The sequence below is a fragment of the Vannielia litorea genome, from assembly GCF_018424695.1.
Lineage (GTDB): Bacteria > Pseudomonadota > Alphaproteobacteria > Rhodobacterales > Rhodobacteraceae > Vannielia > Vannielia litorea_A.
Genome location: NZ_QTNQ01000027.1, coordinates 12,746 through 38,166, shown reverse-complemented (window position 1 = coordinate 38,166; position 25,421 = coordinate 12,746). Strand labels below are relative to the sequence as shown.

Here is a 25,421-nt window from a genome sequence, read left to right as displayed (position 1 = left end):
CATGACCCGTTTCACCCCGTCCGAGATCGAACCGCGCTGGCAGAAGGCCTGGGAAGATGCCCAGACCTTCAGGGCCGAGCGTGACGAGAGCCGCCCCAAGTATTACGTCCTCGAGATGTTTCCCTACCCCTCGGGGCGCATCCACATGGGCCACGTCCGCAACTATTCGCTGGGCGACGTGGTGGCCCGCTACAAGCGCGCGCAGGGCTTCAACGTGCTGCACCCGATGGGCTTCGACGCCTTCGGGATGCCCGCCGAGAACGCCGCGATGGCCACCGGCGGCCACCCGAAGGATTGGACCTACGGCAACATCGACGACATGGTCGCCCAAATGAAGCCGCTGGGCCTGTCGCTGGACTGGTCCCGCATGTTTGCCACCTGCGACGTGGAGTATTACGGCCAGCAGCAGGCCCTGTTCCTTGACATGCTTGAGGCCGGTTTCGTCACCCGCCGCAACGCCACCGTCAACTGGGATCCGGTCGATATGACGGTGCTCGCCAATGAGCAGGTGATCGACGGCAAGGGCTGGCGCTCGGGCGCCGAGGTGGAGCGGCGCGAGCTGACGCAGTGGTTCTTCAAGATTTCCGACATGTCGGAAGAGCTGCTGGAGGCGCTGGACGGGCTGAAGGACTGGCCCGAGAAGGTGCGGCTGATGCAGTCCAACTGGATCGGCAAGTCGCGCGGGCTGCAATTTGCCTTCGAGCGCGTGGGCGGCGGTGATCCGGTGACAGTATATACGACCCGGCCCGACACGCTGATGGGCGCGAGCTTTGTGGGCATCTCGCCTGATCATCCGCTGGCCAAGGAACTGGCCGAGAGCAACCCGGAAGTTGCCGCCTTCCGCGCCGAATGCGCCAAGGGCGGCACCACGGCGGAAGAGCTGGAGACGGCCGAGAAAAAGGGCTTCGACACCGGCCTGAAGGTGCGCCACCCGTTGGACCCGTCTTGGGAGCTGCCGATCTGGATCGCCAACTTCATCCTGATGGACTACGGCACCGGCGCTATCTTCGGCTGCCCCGCGCATGACCAGCGCGATCTGGACTTCTGCCGCAAGTACGGCCTGCCGGTGCGCGACACCTTCTTTGCGCTGGACGACGCGACGCCGGTTGAGACCGAGGCTTTCGTGCCGCCGAAGGAGCAGAAGGTGAAGTGGGTCAATCACTTCGCCGGGCTCAACGAGGCGACGGGGCAGGAGGCGATCGACGCCACCATCGCCTTCGCCGAGGCCGCCGGCTGGGGCGAGGGCGTCACCAAGTTTCGCCTGCGCGACTGGGGGCTGTCGCGGCAGCGGTATTGGGGTTGCCCGATTCCGGTGGTGCATTGCGATAAATGCGGGGTCGTGCCGGAGAAGAAAGAGAACCTGCCCATCGAGCTGCCCTACGATGTGAACTTCTCCACCCCCGGAAACCCGCTGGACCGTCACCCCACATGGCGCGACTGCGCCTGCCCCAAGTGCGGGGCTCCGGCCAAGCGCGAGACCGACACGATGGATACCTTCGTCGATTCGTCCTGGTACTTCGCCCGCTTCACCGCGCCCCGCGCCGACACGCCCACGGTGCGCGAGGATGCGGATTACTGGATGAACGTCGACCAATATGTCGGTGGGATCGAGCACGCGATCCTGCACCTGCTCTACTCCCGCTTCTTCGCCCGCGCGATGCATGCCACCGGCCACCTGCCGGAGAAGTCGAAAGAGCCGTTCAACGCGCTCTTCACCCAAGGCATGGTGACCCACGCGATCTACCAGACCAAGGACGCCAACGGCCGCCCGGTCTATCACTACCCCGAGGATGTGGTGGTGGGCGAGAGCGGCGCGGCGCTGAAGGATGGCACGGCGGTCGAGGTCGTCCCCTCCGCCAAGATGTCGAAATCCAAGAACAACGTCGTCGACCCGCTGAACATCATCGAAAGCTACGGTGCCGACACCGCCCGCTGGTTCGTGCTGTCCGACAGCCCGCCGGAGCGGGATGTGGAGTGGACGGCCTCGGGCGCGGAGGCGGCCAATCGGCACCTTTCCCGCGTCTGGCGGCTTGCGGGTGAGATTTCGGCGGATGACAGCGCCGCAGGTGCCGAAGACACCGCCCTGCAAAAGGCGCTGCATCGGACCATCGCGGATGTGACCGAGGGGGTGGAGAGCTTTGCCTTCAACACCTCCATCGCCAAGCTCTATGCCTTCACCAACACGCTTTCGAAGTCGAAGGCGGGCGGAACGGCGAAGAAGGAGGCGATGGCGGTGATGGCGCAGCTCATGGCTCCGATGACGCCGCATCTCGCCGAGGAGGTTTGGCATATGCTGGGCCGCGAGGGGCTGGTAACCGAGGCGGCCTGGCCCGAGGCCGACCCGGCGCTGCTGGTGGAAGACACGGTGACGCTACCGATCCAGGTGAACGGCAAGCGCCGGGCGGAGATCAGCGTGCCAAAGGACATGGACAAGGCCGAGGTTGAAAAGCTGGCGCTGGCGGAAGAGGCTGTTCAGCGGGCGCTGGATGGCGCCGCGCCGAAGAAGGTGATCGTGGTGCCGGGACGGATCGTGAATGTGGTGGCGTGACGGAGGCCACAGGACGGGCAGCGCCCGCGCCGCACGGGGCGGTCCGATGCTGAGTGCGATGTTCTCCAAAGTCCCCTGCGCGGGTGTGCTGCGCAGCCTTCGCCAGAAGCGCCCGCCCCGTGGGGGGGCGGTGCGGGCGCTGCCCGGCCTGAGGCCGGGCGGTCTTCTGGCCAGCCTTACGCTCTGTTTTGCACTCGCCTCCTGCGGGTTCGCTCCGCTCTACGGCCCCGGCGGGCCGGGGGACACGCTGCACGGGCAGGTGGAGATCGCAGAGCCGACCACGGAGAACGAGTTTGAATTCGTCGCGCGGGTGGAAACCCGGCTGGGCCGGGCCGCTGCTGCACCAATGCGGCTGGACTATGCCATCACCACCCGCCGCGACGGGCTTGCGATTACGGCCGACCAGGAAACCCAGCGCTACAACCTGATGGGCGAGGTCACCTACAGGGTGACCGACACCACCACCGGTGCGGAGCTTTCCACCGGGCGGACCCATAGCTTTACCAGCTTCTCGGCCACCGGAACGACGGTGGCCACCACCACCGCCGAGCGGGATGCACGCAAGCGGCTGATGGTGATTCTGGCGGACCAGGCCGTGACGCACCTGCTGGCCACCGCTGAAACCTTCCTGCCGTGAGGCGGCGATGAAGCTTTCGACCCGCGACGCCAATGCCTTCTTCGCCAAGCCCACGGCGGGGCCCGGCATTCTCATCTCGGGCGCCGATGCGATGCGGGTGGCCTTGAAGCGGCAGGACTTGCTGAAGGCCTTTGTCGGACCGAACGGCGAGGAAGAGATGCGGCTTTCGCGGCTGTCGGGGGGCGAGTTGCGCTCGGACCCGGCTGCGCTGCTCGATGCGGTCCGGGGCGCGTCGTTCTTTCCCGGCCCGCGTGCGGTGCATGTGGAGGGCGCGACCGACGGGCTGACCGACCTCTTTGCAACCGCGCTGGCCGAGTGGCAGGAGGGCGATGGCATGGTGGTGGCGACGGCGGGCAGCCTGAAAGCCAGCTCCAAGTTGAGGAAACTGTTCGAGAAAGACCCGCGCGCCCGATTCGTCGCAATCTACGATGACCCGCCGAGCGCCGCCGAGATCAAGGACAGGCTGGGCGCGGCAGGGCTGGCCAACGTGGAACATGCCGCGATGGAGGCGCTGGTGGCGCTGGCCTCGCATATCGACCCGGGCGATCTGCGCCAGTTCATCGAGAAACTCGCGCTTTACAAGCTAGGCGACGATGCACCGCTGAGTGAGGCCGAGGTGGCCGCACTGGCCCCGGCCACAACGGAGGCCGGGGTGGATGAGCTCCTGAACGCCGCCGCCGAAGCGCGGCGCGACCAGATCGGCCCGCTGATGCAGCGGTTGGAAGGCCAGGGGGTGAACCCGACAACGCTGTGCATCATGGCGGGCATGCACTTTCGCACCCTCCATCTGGCCGCCGCCGACCCGAATGGCCCGGCGCAGGGGATTGCGAAGATGCGCCCGCCGGTCTTTGGCCCGCGCCGTGACAGGATGATCCGGCAGGCGCAGAACTGGGGGCTGGCGCGGCTGGAGAAGGCGCTGGCGCTGCTGCTCGACACCGACCTCGCCCTGCGCTCTGCGGGCCAGACCGCGCCGCAGATGGCGCAGGTGGAGCGGGCGATGATCCGGCTGGCGATGATGCCGCGCTGAGGCAAGCCGCCGGGGCTGCTCTTCGGGCCCTTGCCTGCGGCGCGGGCGCTCATCGCAGCCGCGCCGGACCGGCACGCCCGAGGGTTGACTCGCGCAAATGGCTCACGCTACATCTTGGGGGCCGAACCGGCCCTTCCCCAAGGTTATGGGGAGGCTATCCCAGGCAGGCTCGGTTCGGCACGACTACCCCAGATATTGTGATGCGGCATGGCCGGCCCAGCGCCCCGTGGCGAGGCATCCGGTGATCAGGTAGCCGCCCGTGGGGGCCTCCCAATCGAGCATCTCGCCCGCCACGAACACGCCGGGCCGGGCCTTCAACATCAGCCCCGCGTCCACTGCCTCGCGCCGCACGCCACCGGCAACCGAGATCGCCTCGTCAAGCGGACGGGGGCCGCTGTGGATGACAGGCAGGGCCTTCAGCAGCGCGGCGAGGGCGGAGCCTTCGGGCAGAGGGCGGCCAAACTCCATCAGCAGTGCACGGGCGGCCGCCGAGAGGCCAAGGCGCTTGCGCAGGCGGTTGCCGATGCTCTCCTTGCCGCCTTTGGCGAGGCGCGCGGCGATCTCCTCCGCGGTGAGGTCGGGCAACAGGTCGAGCAGGAGCGGCGCACCGTCGCGCATCGCCGCCGAGACCTCGTAGATGCCGCCGCCTTCCAGCCCTCGCTCGGAAATGATGAACTCGCCACGGCTGTCCAGCGCGCCCGCCATGAGGCGCACCCCCTTTACCGGGCTGCCGAAATGCGGCGCCATGTGGGGCGACCAGTTGACGGTGAAGCCCATGTTCGCCGGGCGGAAGGGGGCGAGCGCCACGCCCTCTGCGGCCAGCACCTCCGCCCATGCGCCATCGGAGCCAAGCCGCGCCCAGCTTGCGCCGCCCAGCGCCAGCACCGTAGCGGGGGCCTCGATGCGCTGCGGGCCGTCCGGGGTGGCGAAGAGCGCCGCCCGGCCCTCCCAGCCCTGCCAGCGCCAGCGCGTGCGGACGGTTACGCCCTGCAACCGCCCCAGCCACGCCCGCAGGAGCGGCGAGGCCTTCATGGCGCGTGGAAAGACCCGCCCGGTGGAGCCCACGAAAGTGTCCTGCCCCAGCCCTTCCGCCCAGGCGCGCACCTCTGCCGGGCCGAAGCCCGCCAGCATGGGGGCGAGCCAGTCAGTGCCGTAGGCCGCGCCGAAACCCGCTTCTTCCTTGGTCAGGTTCAGCCCGGATTTGCCCGCCATCAGCAGCTTGCGCCCGAGCGAGGGCTTGGCCTCGGCCAGCAGCACCGAGCGGCCCGCGCCCGAAAGCACCTCTGCCGCTGCCAGCCCCGCCGGGCCACCGCCGATTACCAATGCATCCATTGCCACCCCTGTCGTTTGGCCCATCTATGCCCCATGGACGGCGCCGCGCCCATATGCCCGCTCTGCAAACGGCCCATTCCGCCGGATGTGCCGCAGAGCCGCCACCATCTCGTGCCGCGCCTGCGGGGCGGCAAGGGCGGCGAAACGGTGCTGCTGCACCACGTCTGCCACAAGGAAATCCATGCCACGCTGAGCGAAACCGAGTTGGCGCGGGATTATGCGACGCCCGAAGCGCTGCGGGGCCATCCGCGGCTGGCGAAGTTCATCGCCTGGGTCGCAAAGCGGCCGCCGGAGTTCAATCCGAAGACGGCTGGTCCGCGCCGCCGGCGATGACGCCGGGCACGGTGACGCCCCGGCACATCGCCTTGATGCCCGCCCGGGTTTCGGGGTTTGCGGCCATCGCGGCCTCGCAGAGCCCGGCGGCCTCCCCCATCAGCGCCTCGGGCTCTACCAACCGGTCGACAAGGCCCCAGATCTCGGCCTCCGCCGCCTCGATCTTCTGCGCCGCGAGCAGGATCATCCGGGCGCGCCCGCGCCCGACCAGCGCGGTGAGGCGGGCCGGGTCGGAGGGCTGGGGGAGGTAGCCCAGCTTCATCACCGGGTAGAAGAACTTGGCCGTGGGCACCGAAAGGCGGATATCGCAGGCCAGCACCATGCCGAAAGCGCCGCCCGCGAGGGTGCCGTTGAGGGCGGCGACAGTGAGCGCATCGCTCACGGCCACCGCGTGAGAGAGCCGCTCCCACAGGGGCGAGGTGGCAAGACCGGCCTTTGCCTCGTCAAGATCGGCCCCGGCGGAGAATACCTTGCCCGCGCCGGTGAACACCAGCGCCCCGCCCGGCGCGCCCTCGACGGCCTCGATCAACGCGTCCAGCATCTCGCCGGTCAGCGAGTTGGCCTTGTCGGGCCGGTCGATTGTGACAGTGCGCAGCCCGGCCTCGTCGGTGACGCGGATCATATCAGGCCCACCTTGCGGCGTATCGCTTCATCGCGCAGCGACACCTCGCCGCCGAGGAATTCGTCTGCCTCCGGGCCGCACATCCAGAGCAGGGCCTTGGCGGGCCAGTCGGGCGCGATGTGCTCGGACCAGTCGAGCTGGCTGACCGGGTTGATGCCGCTGGCCTTGATGTCGCGCTGCATCTGGGTGGCGACAGTGCCGGGGGAGAGCGAGAGCGCACGGATGCCCTGCCCGCCGTTTTCCTTGTCGACCATCTTCGTGAGCATCAGCGCGCCCGCCTTGGAGCTGCAATAGGCCGACCAGGCCTCGACCGGGCCGTGCGCCGCGCCGGAGCCCACGGTGAGGATGGTGCCGCCCCCCGCCGCCAACATCACCGGCAGGGCCGCGCGCATGCCGTTGAACACGCCTTTGAGGTTCACGTCGATCACCTGGCCCCAGGCTTCCGGATCGGCCTCGGCGAGGTGCACGATGGGTTCCAGCATGCCCGCGTTGTTCACCAGAACGTCGAGCCGCCCGAATTCCTTCACGCAGGCCTCCACGGCGGCCTCCATCTCCCAGAAGCGGCTGACGTCGCAGGGGATGGCGAGGGCGACATCGGCGCCCAGCTCGCCAGCGAGTTCGGCCACAGCCTCCTCGCTGCGGGCCAGCAGCGCCACCTGCGCGCCGGCGGCGGCGAAGGCGCGTGCGGCCTCCTCGCCGATGCCACGGCTCGCGCCGGTGATCATCACCACCTTGCCTTGCATCTCCATTGCCGTTCCTCCTTGTTCCGTTACGTCCCAGAGATAACGGAAAGGTGCCTGTCGTCCACCCGCTTCCGGTTATCCGGCCCTTGACCCCGCCTGCGCCGCACGGGAGGATATGGCGACTTCATTTCTGCCCGAAAGGACTTTCCACGATGAAACCATTCCTACGCCTTACCGCTGCTGCCGCCGCGCTCTGCGCTGCCAGCCCCGCCGCCTGGTCGTTGACCGCAGAAGAGGCCTGGGAGGCCTGGGTCGGGATTGCCGCCGAATATGGTGAGGAGGTGACCGCTGCGAACACCTCAAAATCGGGCGATGTGCTGACTGCCTCGGGCGTGGCCGTGGCGATGGAGCTGGAGGAATTGAGCCTCTCCGGCACGCTTGGCGACGTGACCTTCACCGAGAACGGCGATGGCAGCGTGGCCATTGCCATGCCGTCCGAGATGCAGATGAACATCGACGTGGCGCCGGAGTATGGCGAAAAGCTTGAGGTTGTGCTCGATGTCACCATGGACGGTATGAACATGAGTGCCGCGGATGCCGATGGCGGCGTGGCCTTTACCTACGCCGCGCCCTCGATGGTGTTCAGCCTCGGCGAGATGAAGGTGGATGGCGAGGCGGTGCCGCTGAATCTGACCGGCACCATCGGTGGCTCGACCGGCACCTACTCCAAGGCGGGTGACGTGCTGACCTCGGCGTTCAGCGCCGAAAGCCTGCAAATCGACTTCGACGGGCGCGATCCGGAAGGCCAGGGCCAGGGCAAGGGCACGATCTCCATGGCCGACATCACCTCCAGCTCCACTGGGCAGGGGCAGATGATGTTCATGGAGCCCGTGAAGATTGCCGAGATGCTGAAGGCCGGCGCCTCGGCGCAGGGCTCCACCACCGTGGGCGCGACGAGTTTCTCGATGGAAGGCACCGATGCGGGCGAGAGCTTTGCAGTGTCGGGCGACATGGATGGCGGGACCGGCTCGGTGACGATCAATAGTGACCAGTTGCTTTACGCGGTCAGCTACACCGGCTTCGACATGAGCGTTTCGGGCAGCGAGATTCCGCTCCCCGAGGTGACCTTTGGGATGGAGGAGACCTCCTTCAACATCATCATGCCGATCGCGCAATCGGAGGAGCCCAAGCCCTACATGCTGTCGATGGGCCTGAAGGATGTGACCATCGCCGATGGCCTCTGGAACATGTTCGATCCGGGCACGGTTCTGCCGCGCGAGCCCGCCACGGTCACCTTCAACCTCGCTGGCACCGGCAACTGGCTGATCGACATTCTCGACCCGGAGGCCATGGCCAACCCGCAGGGGATGCCCGGCGAGGTCCACTCGCTCAACATCTCCGATGTGCTGCTGAAGGTGGCCGGCGCCGAGCTGGTGGCCGACGGCACCTTCACCTTCGACAACACCGACCTGATGACCTTCGGCGGCATGCCCGCCCCCGACGGCACGCTCAACGCCCGGCTGACCGGCGCCAACGCGCTGCTCGACAACCTGGTGAAGATGGGCTTCCTGCCCGCCGATCAGGCCAACGGTATGAGAATGATGTCGGGCATGTTCTTCCGCCCCGGCGACCAGCCGGACGTGCTGATCACCGATATCGGGGTGTCACCCGATGGCGCGATATCGGCGAACGGAAACAAGATCTACGAGATGCAGTGACGAGCTGACTGGTGGCCACAACAGCCCCCGCCGCGCAACCCGCGGCGGGGGCCTTTCATTTCGGGCATGGATTGCCAGCAGAGCAGGCGGCGGGTGCTGCCTTTGGGGGCAGCGGGGATGCAGCGGGCATCCTGTTGCGGTGCAACGCTTTTTTGCCGGGTGAAGCGCGCTAGGGTTGCATTGGCCAGGCAAACAGCCCCTTGCACCCCCCTGCCCCCGGGGCTAGCTCAGTCCGGCGGGGATGCCCGCCATGGCCGCGCAGAAGGACGAAAATGACAGAGACCACCAGCCTCGAACGCCTGACAGACGCGCTTCTGGCCGCCGCCCGCCGCGCGGGTGCGGAGGCCGCCGATGCGATGGCCGTCGCCTCCACCTCGCTGTCGATCGACACGCGCGCGGGCGCGCTGGAGCAGGCGGAACGCTCGGAGGGCACCGAGATTGGCCTGCGGGTGCTGATCGGCAAGCGCCAGGCCTGCGTGTCGGGCTCGGACCTGCGCGACGAGACGATGGACACGATGGCCGCGCGCGCCGTGGCGATGGCGCGGCTGGCCCCGGAAGACCCGCATTGCGGGCTGGCCGACCCGGAGCAGCTGGCCGAAAGCTGGGACGTGGCGGCGCTGGAGCTGGCCGATATCGGCAGCGAACCCGAGGCCGCTGCGCTGCAGGAGGCCGCCCTGGCCTGCGAGGCCGCCGCCGCAGCCGTGGAAGGCGTGAGCCAGATCGAAGGCACTTCGGCGGGCTTTGGCCGCACCGCGATTCACCTCGCTGCCAGCAATGGCTTTTCCGGCGGTTACACCCGCACCGGGCACATGCTTTCGGCCTCCGCCATCACCGGCACCGGCACGGCGATGGACCGCGACAATTGCTACGAGCACCGGATCTTCGCCGCAGACCTGCCGGGGCCGCAGGAGGTGGGCCGCAAGGCCGGGAAGCGGGCCGCCGCGCGGGCAGGCGCGAAGAAGCCGCCTTCGGGGCGTTTTCCGGTGCTTTATGACGAGCGCGCCGCCGCCTCGCTGATCGGGCACCTGCTTTCGGCAGCAAATGGTGCCGCCATCGCGCGGGGCTCCTCTTGGCTGACCGGCAAGATGGGCGAGCTGGTGCTGCCCGAGGCGCTTTCACTCATCGAGGAGCCGCTGCGCCCGCGCGTGCCCGGGTCCAAGCCCTTTGACGGCGAGGGGCTGCCTGCCCGCACTGCGCCCATCGTGGAGAACGGCCGCCTCGCCCGCTGGGTGCTGGACCTTGCCTCGGCGCGCAAGCTGGGGCTGGAGAGCACGGGCAACGCCGCGCGTGGCACCTCCGCCCCGCCCTCGCCCTCGGTCGGCAACGTCACCCTCACACCCGGCAGCGCCAGCCGCGGCGATCTAGTGCGCGACATGGGCACCGGCCTGCTGGTGACATCGCTTATCGGCTCCACCATTAACCCCAACACCGGCGATTATTCGCGCGGGGCCTCGGGCTTCTGGGTGGAGAACGGCGAGATCGCCTATCCGGTGCACGAGTGCACCATTGCCGGCAACTTGCTGGAGATGCTGCCCACGCTAGTGGCCGCCAATGACGCGGAAGACCACAAGTCGCGCCGCATTCCGTCTTTGCTGATCGAGGGCCTCACCCTTGCTGGAGCCTGAGGCGAAGGACGACCTTGCGCTGCTGCTGGAGGTGGCGGAGACGGCAGGCGAGATCGCGCTGCACTATTTTCGCACCGAGCACCGGGTGTGGGACAAGGCCGATGGCGCCGGGCCTGTCACCGAGGCGGACCTTGCGGTAGACGCGATGCTGCGCAGCAAGCTGATGGACGCGCGCCCCGGCTACGGCTGGCTTTCGGAGGAAAGCGCGGACGATGGCGCGCGGCTTGGCGCCGAGCGCTGTTTCATCATCGACCCGATTGACGGCACCCGCGCCTACACCGGCGGCGAGGCGAGCTGGGCGCATTCGCTCGCCGTGGCCGAGGCCGGGCGGGTGGTGGCTGCCGTGGTGGCAATGCCGGCCAAGACCGCAGTTTACGCCGCTTCAAAGGGCGCCGGCGCCACGCGCAACGGCAAGGCGCTTCGGGTCACGGCCACATCGGGCCCGGATGATGTGACGATCATCACCGCCAAGCCCAACCTCGCGCCCCAGCTCTGGCCAGGCGGCGTGCCCCGCCACAGCCGCCATTACCGCCCCTCGCTGGCCTACCGTCTCGCGCTGGTGGCCGAGGGGCGCTACGACGCGATGGTGACGTTCCGCGACAGCTGGGAGTGGGACATTGCCGCCGGTGCGCTGATCGTCGAGGAAGCCGGGGGCCAGGTGACCGACCGCCAGGGCGCGCCGCTGCGCTTCAACACGCCGGAGCGGCTGACGGCGGGTGTGATTGCGGCCAACCGCGACCTGCACTGCGGGCTGATGAGCCGGGTGACGCGGGATACCTGAAGCGGCAGGTGCGGGTAAGCGATGAACGCCTGAAAGGCGGTGAAGAGCCGTTTCGCGGTGCGGCTCATCCGCCCTTCGAGGCGTCTTCGTCTGCGTCCGGCTCTGACAGGCCGCGCGCCAGCCGGAACCCGATCCGCTGGGCCTTCTCTTCCCCCTTGGGCTTGGGCAGCGCCCGCAGCGTGACGTTGAGCTGGGTGACGTGCTGCACCAGCTGCATCCGCCCGCCAGAGGGATCGCGCCCGTAGAAGCTGACGATATCGGGGTCGAAGAAGCCGATGCCCTCGATGCGCAGCAGCCCTGCCCCGCCGTCGATCATGCCCATGGCGATCTCTTCATCCGGGTCGAGCTGCTCTTCGAAGTTCTGGATGTAGAGAATCAGCCGCTCATAGGCCCATTCGGCGGGCGATTTTTCATCCGCGGGGCGGGCGCAGATGGCCTCGGGCAGCGGCTTCTGCTCTGCGGTGGCGGGGGCGTCCGGGTCGGCGTGCACGGCGCGGGAGCGCAGCAGGGCGGCCTCCTCATGGGCCTCGGCGACGGTGCGGATATCGTCTTCCATCGCGCTCAGACCACCCTGAAGACGTAGGCGTCGTCCGGGCCGGCCTCGCGGCTGACCTTGCCGGTGACGTAGAGGTGATTGAGGTGCCCGACGGCTTCGACAAGCGCCAGCCCGTAGGCATCTCCGGTGATCTGCCGCCCGAAGATCGGCTCGAAGCACTCATGCGCCGTTCCGGGCGTGGCAGACAGGTGCTCCATCAGCCGGGCCAGCGCCGTATGGTGATTGTCGGCCATTTGCACCAGCCGCGCGGGCAGGCCGGTGAAGGGCAGCTTGTGGCCGGGCAGCACGAGCTGGTCGTCGCGGGCGTGCCCGGCCAGCCGCGCGCAGCTTTCGAGCCATTCGCCTACCGGGTCTGCTTCTGGCTCGGTCGGATAGACACCGAGGTTGGGTGAAATCGAGGGCAGGAGCTGATCGCCGCCAAGAACAACCGGCTCATCCTCGCACCAGAAGGTGGCGTGATCGGGCGCATGGCCCTGCCCCAGCCGAACGCGCCAGCGCCGCCCACCCATGGTGATGGCATCGCCTTCTTCGATCCGGGTGAAGCCGAGCGGCAACGGCACCGTCATATCGGCAAAGTTGAAGGGGCGCTCGTTGCAGCGTTTTTCGTAGATCTCCGGATCCATCCCGGCGCGGCGCCAGAACAGCTTTTGCGCCTCAACGGGGCGCTTCTGCTCATCCAGCTGGAGCATCCTCGCCGTGAGCCAGGCGACGCGGGTGGCCACGATCTCGGCCCCCTGTTCGGCAAGCCAGCCGGCGAGGCCGATATGATCGGGGTGGTGATGTGTAAGCACCACGCGGCGCACCGGCTTGCCGCCCATCGGGCCGGCAAGCACCTGCTCCATCTGCGCCCGGGCCTTGACCCAGTTCATCCCGCTGTCGATCAGCGTCCAGCCATCGCCCTCGTCGAGCGCGTAGAGGTTGACGTGATCGAGCGCCATCGGCAGCGGCAGGCGAAACCAGAGCAGGCCGGGGGCAACCTCTGCGGCCTCGCCGGGCGCAGGCGGTGTTTCCCATGGGAAGGTAAGGGGATGTGCGTCCATGTTTCGGACCTAGCCCGCGAGTTCCTCGTTGGAAAGGGCGTCGATGCCTTCACCGCCCATCCGCACCTCGGCGGCCAGCCCGCTGTGCTGCGGCAGGAGGCGGGTGATGTAGAAACGGGCAAGTCCGGTGCGCGGGCCCGCATCTTTCTGCTCGGCCATGGCGGAAGCGAGGTGGTAATGCGCGCCCAGCACCCGGGCAAAGGCCCGCAGGTAGGCCACGGCCACGGCGCCCCGCGCCTCCATACCCATCTCCAGGACGGCCTCGGTCAGCTCGCGTTGCACCTCGGCGGCATTCCACACCGCGTCCGTCATCCGTGGGAAACGGCCACGGGCGGCCTCGGCGGCATCCTGGATCTCGGAGAGCACGGTGAGCGCGGCCTCGCCGCCATCGGCCAGCTTGCGACCCACAAGATCGAGCGCCTGGATGCCGTTGGTGCCTTCGTAGATCGTGGTGACGCGCACATCGCGATAGAACTGCGCCGCGCCTGTCTCTTCGATAAAGCCCATGCCGCCGTGCACCTGAATGCCGGTGGCCGCTACCTCGCAGCCCACGTCGGTGCCATAGGCCTTGGAGATCGGGGTGAAGAGCGCCGCCCGCGCGGCCCAGCCCGCGTCGCCGGTGGCATTGGCAATGTCGAGCGCCACGGCATTGGCCAGCGCGATGGCGCGGGCGGCCTGGGTTTCGGCCTTCATGGTCATCAGCATCCTGCGCACGTCGGGGAACTCGATGATCGTGCCCGCGCCGCCGACCTTGCCCTGCTTGCGGTCGGCGGCATAGGCCACGGCCGCCTGGGTCGCGGCCTCGGCCACGCCGATGCCCTGGATGCCGACGCCGAGGCGGGCGTTGTTCATCATGGTGAACATAGCCGCCATGCCGCCATGCTCGCGGCCCACGAGCCAGCCCTTCGCGCCGTCATATTCCATCACCGCCGTGGGTGAGCCGTGGAGGCCCATCTTGTGCTCGAGGCTGACCACGCGGAGGCTGTTGCGCTCGCCCGGTGTGCCGTCCGCCTTGGGAATGTTGCGCGGCACCATGAAGAGGCTGATCCCCTTGGTGCCCGGCACGCCATCGGGCAACCGGGCCAGCACGAGGTGGCAGACATTCTCGGCAAAATCCGCATCGCCCCAGCTGATGTAGATCTTCTGGCCGCTGATACTGTAGCTGCCGTCGCCATTCGGCTCGGCCTTGCTGCGCAGCGCGCCCACGTCAGTGCCCGCCTGCGGCTCGGTCAGGTTCATCGTGCCCTGCCATTCGCCGCTGATGAGCTTGGGCAGGTACAGCGCCTTCAGCTCGTCGCTGGCATGGTGCTCCAGCGCCTCGATCTGGCCCTGGGTCAAGAGCGGGTTCAGCGCCAGCGAGAGGCAGGCGCCGTTCATCATCTCGTTGACCGCTTCCATCAGCGCGATCGGCAGGCCCATGCCGCCATGCTCCGGGTCGGCGCTGATCCCGATCCAACCGCCCTCGGCGATGGCCTTGTAGCCCTCGGCAAAGCCGGGCGAGGTGCGCACCACGCCGTTTTCCAGAACCGCCGGGTGCAGATCGCCGTTGCGTTGCAGCGGGGCGAGAACCTCGGTGCAGAGCCGCCCGGCTTCGGTGAGGATCGCATCCACCATCTCGCCGCCGGCCTCGGCAAAGCGCTCTGTTTCCGTCACCCTGCCGTACCCGACCACGTGGTTGAGCAGAAAGCGGAATTCATCGACGGGGGCGGTGTAGGGCATGGGTGTTCCTCCTCAGTCGGCCTTGAGGGGCCGCGTCGTGCAGCATAAGAGATGACGCGGGTGTGCCCAAGGGGAAGGGTGCAGAACGCGGCGTCACGACGGAAGCATCGGGGAAGGCGGATGACCGAGAGGCTGGAGGGCGAAACGGGGCTGGCGCGGGCGGTGGAGCTGCTGCGTGCGGGCGAGCTCGTGGCGATCCCGACCGAGACGGTCTATGGCCTCGCTGCCGATGTCACCAACGGCGAGGCGGTCGCCGGGATCTTCGAGGCGAAGGGGCGGCCAAGGTTCAACCCGCTGATCTGCCACCTCGCCTCGCTGGAGGCGGCGGACCAGGTAGGCGTGATCGAAGGCGCGGCGCGGCGGCTGGCGCAGGCTTTCTGGCCCGGCCCGTTGACGCTGGTGGTGCCGCTGCGGGCCGAGGCAGGGCTTTCGCCGCTGGTGACGGCAGGCCTCGACAGCGTTGCGCTGCGTGTGCCCGCGCTGCCGCTGGCCCATGCGCTGCTTGAGGCCTTCGGCGGCCCGGTGGCCGCGCCCTCCGCCAATCCCTCGGGCAAGATCTCGCCCTCGACCGCCGCGCATGTCGCGCAAGCGCTCACGGGCCGGATCGCGGCGGTGCTCGACGGCGGGCCGGCAGAGGTGGGGGTGGAAAGCACCATCGTGGAGTGCAGCGGAGATGCGCCGCGCCTCCTGCGCCCTGGCGGGCTGCCGGTGGAGGCGCTTGAAGCGGCGCTGGGCGCTCCGCTGAACCGCACGGCCCCGGTGAATGACACCGAGCCGAGCGCGCCCGGCCAACTCAGCTCGCATTACGCGCCCGGAAAGCCGGTGCGGCTAAACGTGACGGAACCGCCCGAGGGGGCCATCTTCCTGGCCTTCGGGCCGGGCTATCCGCAGGCCGATGCCAACCTTTCGCAAGCCGGTGATCTGCGCGAGGCGGCGGCGAATCTCTTTGCCATGCTGCACCGCCTCGATGCGCTGCCGGGTGAAGAGATCTGCGTGGCCCCGATCCCGCAGCAGGGCCTTGGCCTCGCGATAAACGACCGGCTCACCCGCGCCGCCGCCCCGCGCGGGTAAGCCCTGCTTCTCATTGCTCTTAAAAATACGGAACTAGTAGTTATGGGCTTGACCGAAGATTCCAATTAGGGTAGTTTGTTCTCAAACGGGAGAACACCATGAATCTGCTCACTATTTTCCAACGCTTCCCTGATCAAGAGGCCTGCATAGAACACCTAGAGCGGGTTCGCTGGGGCGACAACCCGCATTGCCCGCACTGTGGGTCTGCGCACGTCGCCCGGAAGGGTGACCCTGGCCGGATCGGGCGCTGGAACTGCCACGACTGCAAGAGCAGCTTTAACGTGCTGGCCGGCACTATTTTCGAGAAGACTCGCATCCCGCTCCAGAAGTGGTTTCTGGCCATCGGCCTGATGGTCAATGCCAAGAAAAGCCTGTCGAGTGCCCAGCTAGCGAGAGACTTGGACATGAACCAGAAATCCGCTTGGTATCTCCAACAGCGCATTCGCGCGGCGATGATGAGCGACGAAGGCGATCTGCTGCAAGGTATCGTCGAGGCCGATGAAACCTATGTGGGCGGCAAGCCGCGCAAAGGTCGGCGCCGCGATGATGATACCCCCAATAAGCGCGGTCGCGGCACCAAGAAGACGCCGGTTATCGGCGTCGTGGAACGCGGCGGAAAGGTCAAAGCCAAAGTGGCCGACGATCTGTCCGGCAAAGGGGTGGTGAAGTTCCTTAAGGATGCAGTCGATCCCGAAGGCTCGCTGCTAATCACAGATGAGTATGCGGCCTACAATGCGGCCTCAGGCATCTTCACCCGCGCGGTTATCAATCACAAACAGAGCTATGCGGAAGGCGCAACGCACACAAACACAATTGAGAGCTTCTGGGCGCTCATCAAGCGGGCTTGGTATGGCAGTCACCATCACTATACCAAGCGATATATGCCTCTCTTCGTTGCCGAAAGTTGCTGGAAATACAATCAGCGCAAGAACGCTGATCCTTTCGCCTATTTTATTCGCGGGTGCTTCGCATGAACAAGTTATACTACGGCGATTGCCTTACTATCATGCAAGACATGCCAATGGGCAGCGTTGATCTGGTGTATCTTGATCCTCCATTCAACTCCAACCAAGAATACAGTGCAATTTACGAAGATGAGACCGGACGCCCCCTGCCGGACCAAATAGAGGCTTTTAACGACCTCTGGACATTGGACGAGGAACGGGAGCGATCAATAAGGCATATGCCAATTCTAATGCGTGATGCTGGGGTGGATGACGATATAGCCGAGTTTTGGAGGTTTTGGGTCAATGCGCTCAGGAAAGCTAACCCTAAACTTCTCGCCTATCTTTCCTATATGACCGAAAGGCTCTTGCCACTCAGAAGTATCGTAAAGCCAACGGGATCAATATATCTTCACTGCGATCCTACTGCGTCCCACTACATAAAAGTGATGATGGACGCAATTTTTGGGCACGATAACTTTAGGAACGAAGTCATCTGGAAGCGCACGGAGTCACACGGGCGGGCAAAGAAGTGGGGGCCAATCCACGACACCTTGCTGTTTTATACAAGATCGAAACACTATACATGGAACCGGGTCTATCAGCCCTACAATGAGTCCTATATCAAGTCACATTACAATCAGAACGACAGTCACGGACAGTATCGCACCGTAACACTCGATGGTCCTGGGGTGCGCGGCGGAAGCTCAGGCCTTCCTTGGCGCGGCGTCGATCCCTCTGAAAAGGGTCGGCATTGGGAGTTGCCGCCAGATAGGGCCTTGCCGGGTTGGTTTCGGCATCCAGAGGGCTATTCGGATATGACTGTGCAGGAACGATTGGATGTTTTGGATGGTGCCGGGCTGATCTATTGGCCTCCGAGGGGTAAGCTACCTGCATACAAGCGATACCTTAGCGTTGCACAGGGCACCCAGGTTCAGGACATTATTACTGACATTGATGCCGTTAACTCTCAGTCCAAGGAACGCTTAGGGTATGCCACGCAAAAGCCCGTTGCCCTCATGGAGCGCATTATTTCGGCGAGCTCCAATGAGGGTGATGTTGTGCTTGATCCGTTTTGCGGGTGCGCTTCTACAATCGAAGCAGCGCAGAACCTAAAGAGAAGATGGATTGGAATTGATATCGCAATCCATGCGATAAAGCGGGTCGCAAAAGTTCGCCTAGAAGATAAGCTGGGTCTAGAAGAGGGCATTGATTTTGAAATTCGAGGCATACCAAAGAGCTTTGAAGGCGCACAGGACCTTTGGACGTATGATAAGCACCACTTCCAGAAGTGGGCAATCGAGCAGGTCGATGGCTTTGTGACCACAAAGAAAACAGGTGATGGAGGTATTGATGGGAGGCTGTATTTTGAGTTGCCAGGGGCACAAAGCTTACGGAGTATGCTTCTTGAGGTTAAGGGCGGAAAGAATGTGGGGATTAGTGTCGTTCGAGACTTGCGCGGAACGTTGGAGCGGGAAGGCGCAGAATTAGCTGGCTTGATAGTAATGGACGACCTCGGTCCCCGCAAAACCGCCAACTTTCATTCCGAGATGGCTCAAGCTGGCGACCTTGAAGTATCCGGCGTTCTGTATCCTCGAATGCAGATGCTTACGATCCCTGAAATATTGGAGGGCAAGCGGTTTGCGACACCTTCTGTGGCAAAAGGCAAAATCCAAACGCGGCAGCCACAATTGCCATTCGGCTGAATGTATGAAGCCCGGCGCAGTGCCGGGCCTCAAAGACTATTGTCTCAGTCTCCATCTGGCGAACCAGAAACGAAACACCAACCTCGAAAGGTGTAGCAGAGGTGCTTCGCGTGAAATGTATATCGGTTTGGGCGATCAATCAAGATCGGAGGCTGAGACAGGATTCGAACCTGCGCCGCCTGCTACAGCGGGCCAACCTTTGCAAGGGGTGCGCGTTAACCACTCCGCCACTCAGTCTGTATCTTGTGGATAGCGATTCGAGAGGCACAAGTCAAGTTTAAGCCCATAACTACTAGTTCCGTAAAAATATCCCCGCCGGAGGCTTTGAATCTCTTGTGGCACGCCAGAAGAGACAAGGGCCTCCGGCGGGGATTTTCATGGAGCAATGAGAGACAAGGGCGGCGCTCAGGCGTGGCCGGCGTCGCCGCTCAACAGGCGGGGATCGACGCCAAGTGATTTCAGCGCTTCGGCCCACTTTTGCGCGTTGCCGGTGCCGAAGACGATCTCGGGCGTGGCATCGCAGGTGAGCCAGCCGTTGCGGGTGATTTCCCCTTCCAGCTGGCCCGGCCCCCAGCCGGAGTAGCCCAGCGCCAGGATCGCGTTGCGCGGGCCGGTGCCGCGCGCCATGTCTTCTAGAATATCCACCGTCGCCGTCATCCCGAAGCTCTCGCCCACCTCCAGGGTCGCCCCCTCGCTGCGGTAGTCGGTGGAGTGCAGCACAAAGCCGCGCCCGTGCTCCACCGGGCCGCCGACGTAGATCGGCGTCTTCGCGCGGCTGGGCGATAGCTCGATTCCGCTGGCGATATCGAGTTGGTCGAGCAGGTCGGAAAAGGTGAGGTCATCGGTGGTGCGATTGACGATCAGCCCCATCGCCGCTTCGTCGGAATAGGCGCAGACATAGATCACCGCCCGCTCGAATCGCGGGTCGCCCATGCCGGGCATGGCGATGAGCAGCTTGCCTGTAAGGTCCATCTCTTGATCGGGGGCATCGGGCATGGGCCAATGATGGGCCGGGCGCGCGCGCGGCGCAAGGCATCGCTGCGGCGCATCTGCCACGGCTCGCGCGCTCTCGCCCAAACGTGATTTCACCGCAGCCGCGCCGGGCCTATGCTCCGCCGTCATGAAAGCCTTCCTTGCCGCACTCCTTGCCATCACCCTGCTCTCTCCCGCCACGGCGGGCACCTATGGGGCCACGCCCGACAATGTGGTGCGCGCCGAGGTGCTTCCGGGCTGGACCACGAAGCGCGGCACCCGGATGGCGGCGCTGCGGCTCACCCTGGCTCCCGGCTGGAAGACCTATTGGCGCGCGCCGGGTGACACCGGGATTCCGCCCAGCTTCGACTGGTCGGGCTCGCGCAACCTTGCCCGCGTCACCCTGCACTGGCCGTCGCCGCGCGTGTTCGACGAAGGCGGGGTGCGGACCATCGGCTACAAGCGCGAGCTGGTGCTGCCGATCGAGATCACACCCGCCGACCCGTCAAAGCCGGTGGATCTCGCCGCAAATGTCGATCTCGGCGTGTGCGAGCACATCTGCGTGCCCGCCTCGCTCAGCTTTCGTGCCCCTCTCAGTGGTCCGGGCGCGCATGACCCGGCCATTCAGGCCGCGCTGAAGGCCCGCCCGCTGACGGCGCGGGAGGCGGGCGTTTCCGGCGTCACCTGCCAGGTCGACCCGATCTCGGATGGCGTGCGCGTGACGGCGCGCATCCCCTCGGACCGGATCGGCGGGCGCCGTGTGGCGGTGATCGAGCCGGGCAACCCGCGTGTCTGGGCCTCCGACACCGAAACCCGCAGCGAGGGTGGCAGCCTGATGGCCAGCGCCGAGCTGGTGCCCCCCGCGGGGCAGGCGATGGCGCTTTCGCGCAAGGCGCTGCGCGTGACCCTGCTGGGCCGGGGCCGCGCGATCGACATCCAGGGCTGCCCGTCGCCCTGACTTGACCCATCAGGGCCCGGCCCCTATGTCTGACCCACCCAAGGGAGACCCCGCCATGACCATTCACCTCACCGCATTCGCCCTGCCCGCGTTCTGCCCCGAGGTGTCTCATGCCTGCTCTTTCTCTCTCCGCCGTCCCGCTCACAGCACCTGACGGCACCCCGCTTACCCCACCCCTCAGCCTGACCTTCGGCCCCGAGCGCACCGGCCTCGTGGGGCCGAACGGCGTGGGCAAATCCACCTTGCTCTCGCTGCTGGCGGGCGGTGCGCCTGGGGCCGGGCAGATCGACCGGCAGGCCAGCGCCGGGCAACTCCTGCAATCCTGGCCCGATCTCTCGGCGCCGGTTGCGGCGGCCCTCGGGCAGGCCGGGCCGCTGGCACGGATCGCGCGAATCGAGGCGGGCGCGCCGGTGGGTGATGACCTGGACCGGGCCGATTGGCTGCTGCCCCCCCGGATTGAGGCTTCGCTGGCGCAGGCGGGGCTTGGCGGCCTTGATCCGGCGCGCGCGCTGGCCACGCTCTCGGGCGGGCAGCGCACCCGGGTGGGGCTGGCCCGGCTGCTGCTGGAGGGGCCGGACGTTCTGCTGATGGACGAACCCACCAACAACCTCGATACCGAGGGCCGCGCGCTTGTGGCCGGGATCATCCGCGACTGGCCGGGCGGCGTGGTGGTGGCGAGCCACGACCGGGCGCTGCTGGAGGGCATGGACCGGATCGTGGAGATTACCCCGCAGGGCGCCCATGTGACCGGCGGCGGCTGGGCGGCGCATGTGGCGGCGCGCGACGCGCGGCGGGCAAGGGCTGCCGAGGATCTGGAGCGCGCGCGCCGCGCGGAAGCCCGAGTGGCGCGGGAAGTGCAGGCGGCGAAGGAGAAGGCCGCGCAGCGGGCGCAGGCGGGCAAGAAGGCGCGGGCCAGCGGCTCGCAGCCCAAGGTGCTGACCGATGCGATGGCCGACCGCGCCGGGCGCACGCAGGGGGCCGAGCGGCGCAAGGCGGAGCGGCTGGAGGCCCGGGCCGAGGCCGCGCGGGCAGCGGCGGCGGCCCATGTGGCCCCGGCGCGGGCACTGGAGATCGGCGCCGAGGCCGCGCGGGGCGGGGCGGTGGTTCTGCGGCTGGAGGGCTTGGTGCTGGCGCGCGGCACGTTCGGGCTGGGGCCGGTGGTGGCCGAGGTGGCCGCGGGCGAGCGGGTGGCGCTGACCGGACCGAACGGCGCCGGGAAGAGCACGCTGCTGGCCGCCGTTCGCGGGCAGATCGCGCCGGTGGCCGGGCAGATCGGCGTGACAGCGGCCTTGGCGACACTCGATCAGCACGCGGGCGATCTGGAGGCCGGGGTGAGCCTGCTGGACAACCTCAGGAGGGTGCATCCGAAAATGACGCCGAATGAGGCCCATGCGCTACTGGCGCGCTACGGGTTTCGGAACGCGGCTGCGCATGCGCCGGTGGGGCAGCTTTCGGGCGGGGAGCGATTGAGAGCTGCGCTGGCTGCGGCGCTTGGCGGCACGCCCCCTGCGCTGCTCCTGCTGGACGAGCCGACGAACCACCTCGACATCGAAACGGTGGAGCTGCTGGAGGACGCGCTGCGGGGCTACAGCGGCGCGCTGCTCGTCACCAGCCATGACAGCGCCTTTCGGCAGAACATCGGGCTGACCCGCGAGATCGCGCTTTAGGGCGCGGTGGCACCAGCCGCTCCTCGGTGCTTGCGGCCCTCACCGCAGCTGCGATGAGGGGGCGGCGGCCCCGAACGGCTGCCCCGGTCAGGCGGTGCGGCGGCCTGTGAGGATGAGGCTCAGTGCGCCAAGAGCGAAGCCGAGGACCAGAAGCGCAAGCGCGCCGAGGAGGAACAGACCGAGCGCGGCGGCAAGCCCGCTGGCGGGCACGAGAGCGCCCAGCACGGGCCAGACGGCGCCGGTGACGATCGTCCAGCCCAGCGTCACCGCGAACCACAGCGCCACGGCCAGCGCTACCAGCGCCACCACGCCCGAGACGCCGCGCGCGCCGGTGGGGAAGCGCCCGGCCCGACGCAGCGCCTGAAACTGCCGCCGCACGTCCTGTTGCATCGCCAGAAGCGAGGGCACCACCAGCAGCACCAGCACCATGCCGAAGCCGAGGCCAAACACCAGTGTCACCACCGTGGGCTTCAGGAACTGCGCCTGGCTGGAGGGCTCGTAGAGCAGCGGAGAGAGGCCGATCACCGTGGTGAGCGTGGTGAGCAGCACCGGGCGGAGGCGGTCGCAGGCACCGTCGATGATGGCCGGGATCAGCCCGCGCTCGCGGCTGTATTCATCCACCGTCGTGACCAGCACAATCGAGTCGTTGATGATGATCCCCGACATGCCGATGAGGCCGACGACCGAGAACATCGACAGCGGCAACTGCCAGATCTGATGGCCCCAGATCGCACCGATGAGGCCGAAGGGAATGACCGCCATGATCAGCGAGGGCCGCGTCCAGCTGGAGAAGATCCAGGCCAGCACGAGGTAGATGCCGATCATGCAGGCCCCGAAGCCCAGCAGCGCATCCGACAGGAATTCGCTTTCCTGTTCGGAAAGGCCGCTCATGCGGGTGGTGACGCCGAATTCCTCCTCGATGGCGGGCAGGATCACCTCCTGCACCTGAAGCATGATCTCTGAGGCGCGGGCGGCGTCCCCGTCATCCAGATCGCCGGTGACGGAGACGAGGCGAATGCCGTTTTCACGGTCGATGGTGGAAAAACCCGTCTGGCGGGAGACCTTCACGATGTCGGCCAGCGGCACATAGGCCCCGTCGGGCGTGCGCATCATGGTGCGGTCGAGGAAATCCGCTGTCAGCTCGTCTTCCGGCAGCTCGACGCGGATCGCGGCGGAGCGGGGGCCATCGGGATATGTCGCCGCTTCGATACCGCCGAGGCGGTGGCGCAGCACCGAGCCCAGCCCATCGATGGAAAAGCCCAGCTCCTGCCCCTGCGGGGTGAGATCGAGGATCAGCTCTTCCTTGTCGTAGCTGAGCGTATCCTCCAGCGCCGAAACCTCGCCGAACTGCGCGAGCCGGGTCTTCAGCGCCTCTGCCGCCTCCTTCAGCCGGCCCACCGAGGCACCTGAAAGCTGCACATCCAGCGCATCGCCGCCGGGGCCGCCGCGCCAGCCGCGGAAGCTGACCACCTCGACCAGCGGGTGGCGTTCGACCGTCTCCTGCAGCTCGGTCACGAACCTGGCACTGGCGTAGGGCCGCAGGTCGGGGTCGATCAGCTCGACGGCGACAGAGCCCAGCAGATCTTCATCCTTGTTGCCCACACCGCTGAGGCCCCGGCCTGTGTTGCCGCCGATCTCGGCCACCGCATAGGCCACCGGGTTGCGCCCGAACTCGGCTTCATACTTTTCGCCCAGCGCCTCGACCGCCGACTGGAACATGCGCATCTGCGCCAGCGTGTCGGCCCGGGTGGCCCCCGGCGCCATGGCGAAGTTGCCCGAGACCGAGCCCTCTTCGGGCGCGGAGAAGAAGCGCCATTGCACATCGCCCCGTACCAGCGCGCCCACCTGAACGGCCAGCAGCACGAATGCGGCGGCCAGCACCGGGTAGCGCGCCCAGACGACCGCGCGCATGAGGGTGCGGAAGGGCTTGTCCCGCACCCAGGTGAAGCCCTTGTTCACCTGCCGCGAGGGCCAGTCATACCACGCCGCCTTCTTCTGAGTCGCGGCCAGCGCATGGGCCATGTGGTTGGGCAGGATGATGAAGCACTCGACCAGCGAGGCGATCAGCACGGTGATCACGGTAAAGGGGATGTCGGCGATCATCTCGCCGAAGCGCCCCTCGATCACCGTCAGCCCGGCGAAGGCGATGACGGTGGTGATGGTGGAGGAAAACACCGGCCCCGCCATGCGGATCGCCGCGTTCTCGGAGGCCTGCATCGGCGTTTCGCCCAGCCGTCGCGCCCGAAAGTCGGCGTGTTCGCCCACCACGATGGCGTCATCCACCACGATCCCCAGCGTGATGAGCAGGGCGAAGAGCGAAATCATGTTGAGCGTCAGCCCAGCCACCCACATGATCGCCACCGCCGCCAGCATCGCCACCGGGATGCCCATGGCCACCCAGAAGGCGGTGCGGGCGTTGAGAAAGAGAAAGAGCAGCACCAACACCAGCCCGAGGCCCATCAGCCCGTTCTCGATCAAGATGTTCAGCCGCCCCTCGATGGCCTCGCTGCGGGTGCGGATCAGGTCTACCCGCACGCCCGCGGGCAGGGTCAGCTCCAGCTCGGCGGCCACCTCCTCGACGCGGCGCTGGATGTCGATGGCATCGCCCTGCGCCGAGCGGTCCACCCGCACGCTCACCGCCGGGTTCGGGCCGACGTAATAGGTGCGGTTGCGGTCCACCCCCTCGACGCGGATTTCGGCCACGTCGCCGATGGTGAGATCGGGCTTCAGCACGATCCCGGCGATCTCGTCGGGACTGCGCTTGGCCACGCCGGTGCGCACCCGCGCCGTGCCGCCGCTCACGTCGCCCGCCGGGTCGGCCTCGGCCTCGGCGCCGATGGCATCGGCGATCTCGCGCATGGTGATGTCATTGTTGACGAGCTGCGCCGAGGGCACCTCGACGATCACCTCGGGCGCGGCCACGCCGCGGATGGTGGTGCGGGTGACGCCTGCCTCGAACAGGCGGGCCACGAACTCGTCGGCATAGCGCGCCAGCAGCTCCACCCCCACCGGGCCGGTGATGATCACGTCGGTTACGCGGTCGCGCCAGGCCTGGCGGGTGACAACCGGATCATCGGCCTCTTCGGGCAGGTTGGTGATGCCGTCCACCGCCGTCTGCACATCTTCGGCGGCGCGGGCCATGTCATAGTTCGGCTCGAATTCCAGCTCGATCCGGGCCGAGCCCTCGCGCGAGGTGCTCTCGCTTTCCTCGACGCCGTCGACCGCCAGCAGGGCCGGCTCCAGCACGGCGATGATCGCGCTGTCGACATCCTCGGCCCCCGCCCCGTCCCAGGTGACGCTCACGCGCACCTCGTCGAAGATCAGATCTGGGAAGAACTGCGCGCGCATCTTCGGGAAGGCGGCCAGCCCGGCGGCGATCATCAAAAGAAGCACGAGGTTGGCCGCGGTCTTGTGCCGGGTGAAATAGGAGAGCAAGCCGGTGGCGCGCGGCGGGGTGGGCAGCTTGCTGCGGGCCATGTGCC

The 25,421-nt window shown here is 66.9% G+C and carries 20 protein-coding genes and 1 tRNA gene; 12 read left to right on the top strand and 9 right to left on the bottom strand.

Annotation, left to right across the window (positions count from 1 at the left end; genetic code table 11):
• Nucleotide 1 precedes the first annotated feature (1 nt).
• The 3 genes from leuS to holA are packed head-to-tail and all read left to right on the top strand — an operon-like array spanning nucleotide 2 to nucleotide 4,212.
• Nucleotides 2-2,548 (top strand): leucine--tRNA ligase, encoded by a 2,547-nt coding sequence (gene leuS, locus DYI42_RS11330; protein WP_213546052.1) that lies wholly within the window; start codon nucleotides 2-4, stop codon nucleotides 2,546-2,548.
• Between the two features lie 46 nt (nucleotides 2,549-2,594).
• Nucleotides 2,595-3,185, top strand: a complete 591-nt coding sequence (lptE, locus tag DYI42_RS11325; RefSeq protein WP_244867849.1) for an LPS assembly lipoprotein LptE — start codon at nucleotides 2,595-2,597, stop codon at nucleotides 3,183-3,185.
• Nucleotides 3,186-3,192: 7 nt separating this feature from the next.
• Nucleotides 3,193-4,212, top strand: a complete 1,020-nt coding sequence (gene holA, locus DYI42_RS11320; protein WP_213546051.1) for a DNA polymerase III subunit delta — start codon at nucleotides 3,193-3,195, stop codon at nucleotides 4,210-4,212.
• 183 nt (nucleotides 4,213-4,395) lie between these two features.
• Here the strand turns inward: holA and DYI42_RS11315 are convergent, their stop codons facing one another.
• Nucleotides 4,396-5,544, bottom strand: a complete 1,149-nt coding sequence (locus DYI42_RS11315; protein WP_213546050.1) for a TIGR03862 family flavoprotein — start codon at nucleotides 5,542-5,544, stop codon at nucleotides 4,396-4,398.
• 33 nt (nucleotides 5,545-5,577) lie between these two features.
• Here DYI42_RS11315 and DYI42_RS11310 point away from each other — a divergent pair, with 33 nt between their 5' ends.
• Complete coding sequence (locus DYI42_RS11310; RefSeq protein ID WP_213546049.1) at nucleotides 5,578-5,877, top strand: HNH endonuclease; 300 nt, start codon at nucleotides 5,578-5,580, stop codon at nucleotides 5,875-5,877.
• On the opposite strand, the gene DYI42_RS11305 is transcribed toward DYI42_RS11310, so the two are convergent.
• Together DYI42_RS11305 and DYI42_RS11300 are read right to left on the bottom strand one after the other, a co-directional pair.
• A complete protein-coding gene (locus tag DYI42_RS11305) occupies nucleotides 5,840-6,499 on the bottom strand; it encodes an enoyl-CoA hydratase/isomerase family protein (RefSeq protein WP_213546048.1) in 660 nt (219 codons plus the stop codon). The two genes, DYI42_RS11310 and DYI42_RS11305, sit on opposite strands and share 38 nt — an antisense overlap.
• Nucleotides 6,496-7,248, bottom strand: a complete 753-nt coding sequence (locus DYI42_RS11300; RefSeq protein ID WP_213546047.1) for an SDR family oxidoreductase — start codon at nucleotides 7,246-7,248, stop codon at nucleotides 6,496-6,498. Before DYI42_RS11300 ends, DYI42_RS11305 begins: the two co-directional genes overlap by 4 nt.
• A 146-nt stretch (nucleotides 7,249-7,394) precedes the next feature.
• On the opposite strand from DYI42_RS11300, the gene DYI42_RS11295 reads away from it, so the two are divergent.
• The 3 genes from DYI42_RS11295 to DYI42_RS11285 all read left to right on the top strand — a co-directional run bounded on the left by DYI42_RS11295 (nucleotide 7,395) and on the right by DYI42_RS11285 (nucleotide 11,306).
• The gene (locus DYI42_RS11295; protein WP_213546046.1) at nucleotides 7,395-8,900 is read left to right on the top strand and encodes a DUF2125 domain-containing protein; all 1,506 of its coding nucleotides are present in this window, start codon (nucleotides 7,395-7,397) and stop codon (nucleotides 8,898-8,900) included.
• A gap of 272 nt (nucleotides 8,901-9,172) precedes the next feature.
• Complete coding sequence (locus DYI42_RS11290; protein WP_213546045.1) at nucleotides 9,173-10,525, top strand: TldD/PmbA family protein; 1,353 nt, start codon at nucleotides 9,173-9,175, stop codon at nucleotides 10,523-10,525.
• A complete protein-coding gene (locus tag DYI42_RS11285; RefSeq protein ID WP_213546044.1) occupies nucleotides 10,512-11,306 on the top strand; it encodes a 3'(2'),5'-bisphosphate nucleotidase CysQ in 795 nt (264 codons plus the stop codon). Before DYI42_RS11290 ends, DYI42_RS11285 begins: the two co-directional genes overlap by 14 nt.
• A gap of 64 nt (nucleotides 11,307-11,370) precedes the next feature.
• Here the strand turns inward: DYI42_RS11285 and DYI42_RS11280 are convergent, their stop codons facing one another.
• Genes DYI42_RS11280 through DYI42_RS11270 form a run of 3 tightly spaced genes read right to left on the bottom strand, consistent with a single transcriptional unit; the run spans nucleotide 11,371 to nucleotide 14,621 of the window.
• Entirely contained in the window at nucleotides 11,371-11,862 is a 492-nt protein-coding gene (locus DYI42_RS11280) for a DUF6173 family protein (protein ID WP_213546043.1), read from the bottom strand.
• Between the two features lie 5 nt (nucleotides 11,863-11,867).
• Nucleotides 11,868-12,902 (bottom strand): MBL fold metallo-hydrolase, encoded by a 1,035-nt coding sequence (locus tag DYI42_RS11275; RefSeq protein ID WP_213546042.1) that lies wholly within the window; start codon nucleotides 12,900-12,902, stop codon nucleotides 11,868-11,870.
• Between the two features lie 9 nt (nucleotides 12,903-12,911).
• Nucleotides 12,912-14,621 (bottom strand): acyl-CoA dehydrogenase, encoded by a 1,710-nt coding sequence (locus DYI42_RS11270; protein ID WP_213546041.1) that lies wholly within the window; start codon nucleotides 14,619-14,621, stop codon nucleotides 12,912-12,914.
• A gap of 120 nt (nucleotides 14,622-14,741) precedes the next feature.
• Here DYI42_RS11270 and DYI42_RS11265 point away from each other — a divergent pair, with 120 nt between their 5' ends.
• The 3 genes from DYI42_RS11265 to DYI42_RS11255 all read left to right on the top strand — a co-directional run bounded on the left by DYI42_RS11265 (nucleotide 14,742) and on the right by DYI42_RS11255 (nucleotide 18,342).
• Nucleotides 14,742-15,692, top strand: a complete 951-nt coding sequence (locus tag DYI42_RS11265; protein ID WP_213546040.1) for an L-threonylcarbamoyladenylate synthase — start codon at nucleotides 14,742-14,744, stop codon at nucleotides 15,690-15,692.
• Nucleotides 15,693-15,790: 98 nt separating this feature from the next.
• Nucleotides 15,791-16,666: an IS1595 family transposase gene (locus DYI42_RS11260; RefSeq protein ID WP_213546039.1), complete on the top strand. Its 876-nt coding sequence runs from the start codon at nucleotides 15,791-15,793 to the stop codon at nucleotides 16,664-16,666.
• Complete coding sequence (locus DYI42_RS11255; RefSeq protein ID WP_213546038.1) at nucleotides 16,663-18,342, top strand: DNA methyltransferase; 1,680 nt, start codon at nucleotides 16,663-16,665, stop codon at nucleotides 18,340-18,342. Before DYI42_RS11260 ends, DYI42_RS11255 begins: the two co-directional genes overlap by 4 nt.
• A 149-nt stretch (nucleotides 18,343-18,491) precedes the next feature.
• On the opposite strand, the gene DYI42_RS11250 is transcribed toward DYI42_RS11255, so the two are convergent.
• Both DYI42_RS11250 and DYI42_RS11245 read right to left on the bottom strand, forming a co-directional pair.
• Nucleotides 18,492-18,579 (bottom strand) — tRNA-Cys (locus DYI42_RS11250).
• 168 nt (nucleotides 18,580-18,747) lie between these two features.
• The gene (locus DYI42_RS11245) at nucleotides 18,748-19,338 is read right to left on the bottom strand and encodes a YqgE/AlgH family protein (protein WP_213546037.1); all 591 of its coding nucleotides are present in this window, start codon (nucleotides 19,336-19,338) and stop codon (nucleotides 18,748-18,750) included.
• 124 nt (nucleotides 19,339-19,462) lie between these two features.
• Between DYI42_RS11245 and DYI42_RS11240 the strand changes: the two genes are divergently transcribed.
• Together DYI42_RS11240 and DYI42_RS11235 are read left to right on the top strand one after the other, a co-directional pair.
• Nucleotides 19,463-20,272: a protein-disulfide reductase DsbD domain-containing protein gene (locus tag DYI42_RS11240; protein ID WP_213546036.1), complete on the top strand. Its 810-nt coding sequence runs from the start codon at nucleotides 19,463-19,465 to the stop codon at nucleotides 20,270-20,272.
• Nucleotides 20,273-20,382: 110 nt separating this feature from the next.
• A complete protein-coding gene (locus DYI42_RS11235) occupies nucleotides 20,383-21,939 on the top strand; it encodes an ATP-binding cassette domain-containing protein (RefSeq protein ID WP_213546035.1) in 1,557 nt (518 codons plus the stop codon).
• Between the two features lie 87 nt (nucleotides 21,940-22,026).
• Here the strand turns inward: DYI42_RS11235 and DYI42_RS11230 are convergent, their stop codons facing one another.
• Nucleotides 22,027-25,416: an efflux RND transporter permease subunit gene (locus tag DYI42_RS11230; protein WP_213546034.1), complete on the bottom strand. Its 3,390-nt coding sequence runs from the start codon at nucleotides 25,414-25,416 to the stop codon at nucleotides 22,027-22,029.
• Nucleotides 25,417-25,421: the final 5 nt, after the last annotated feature.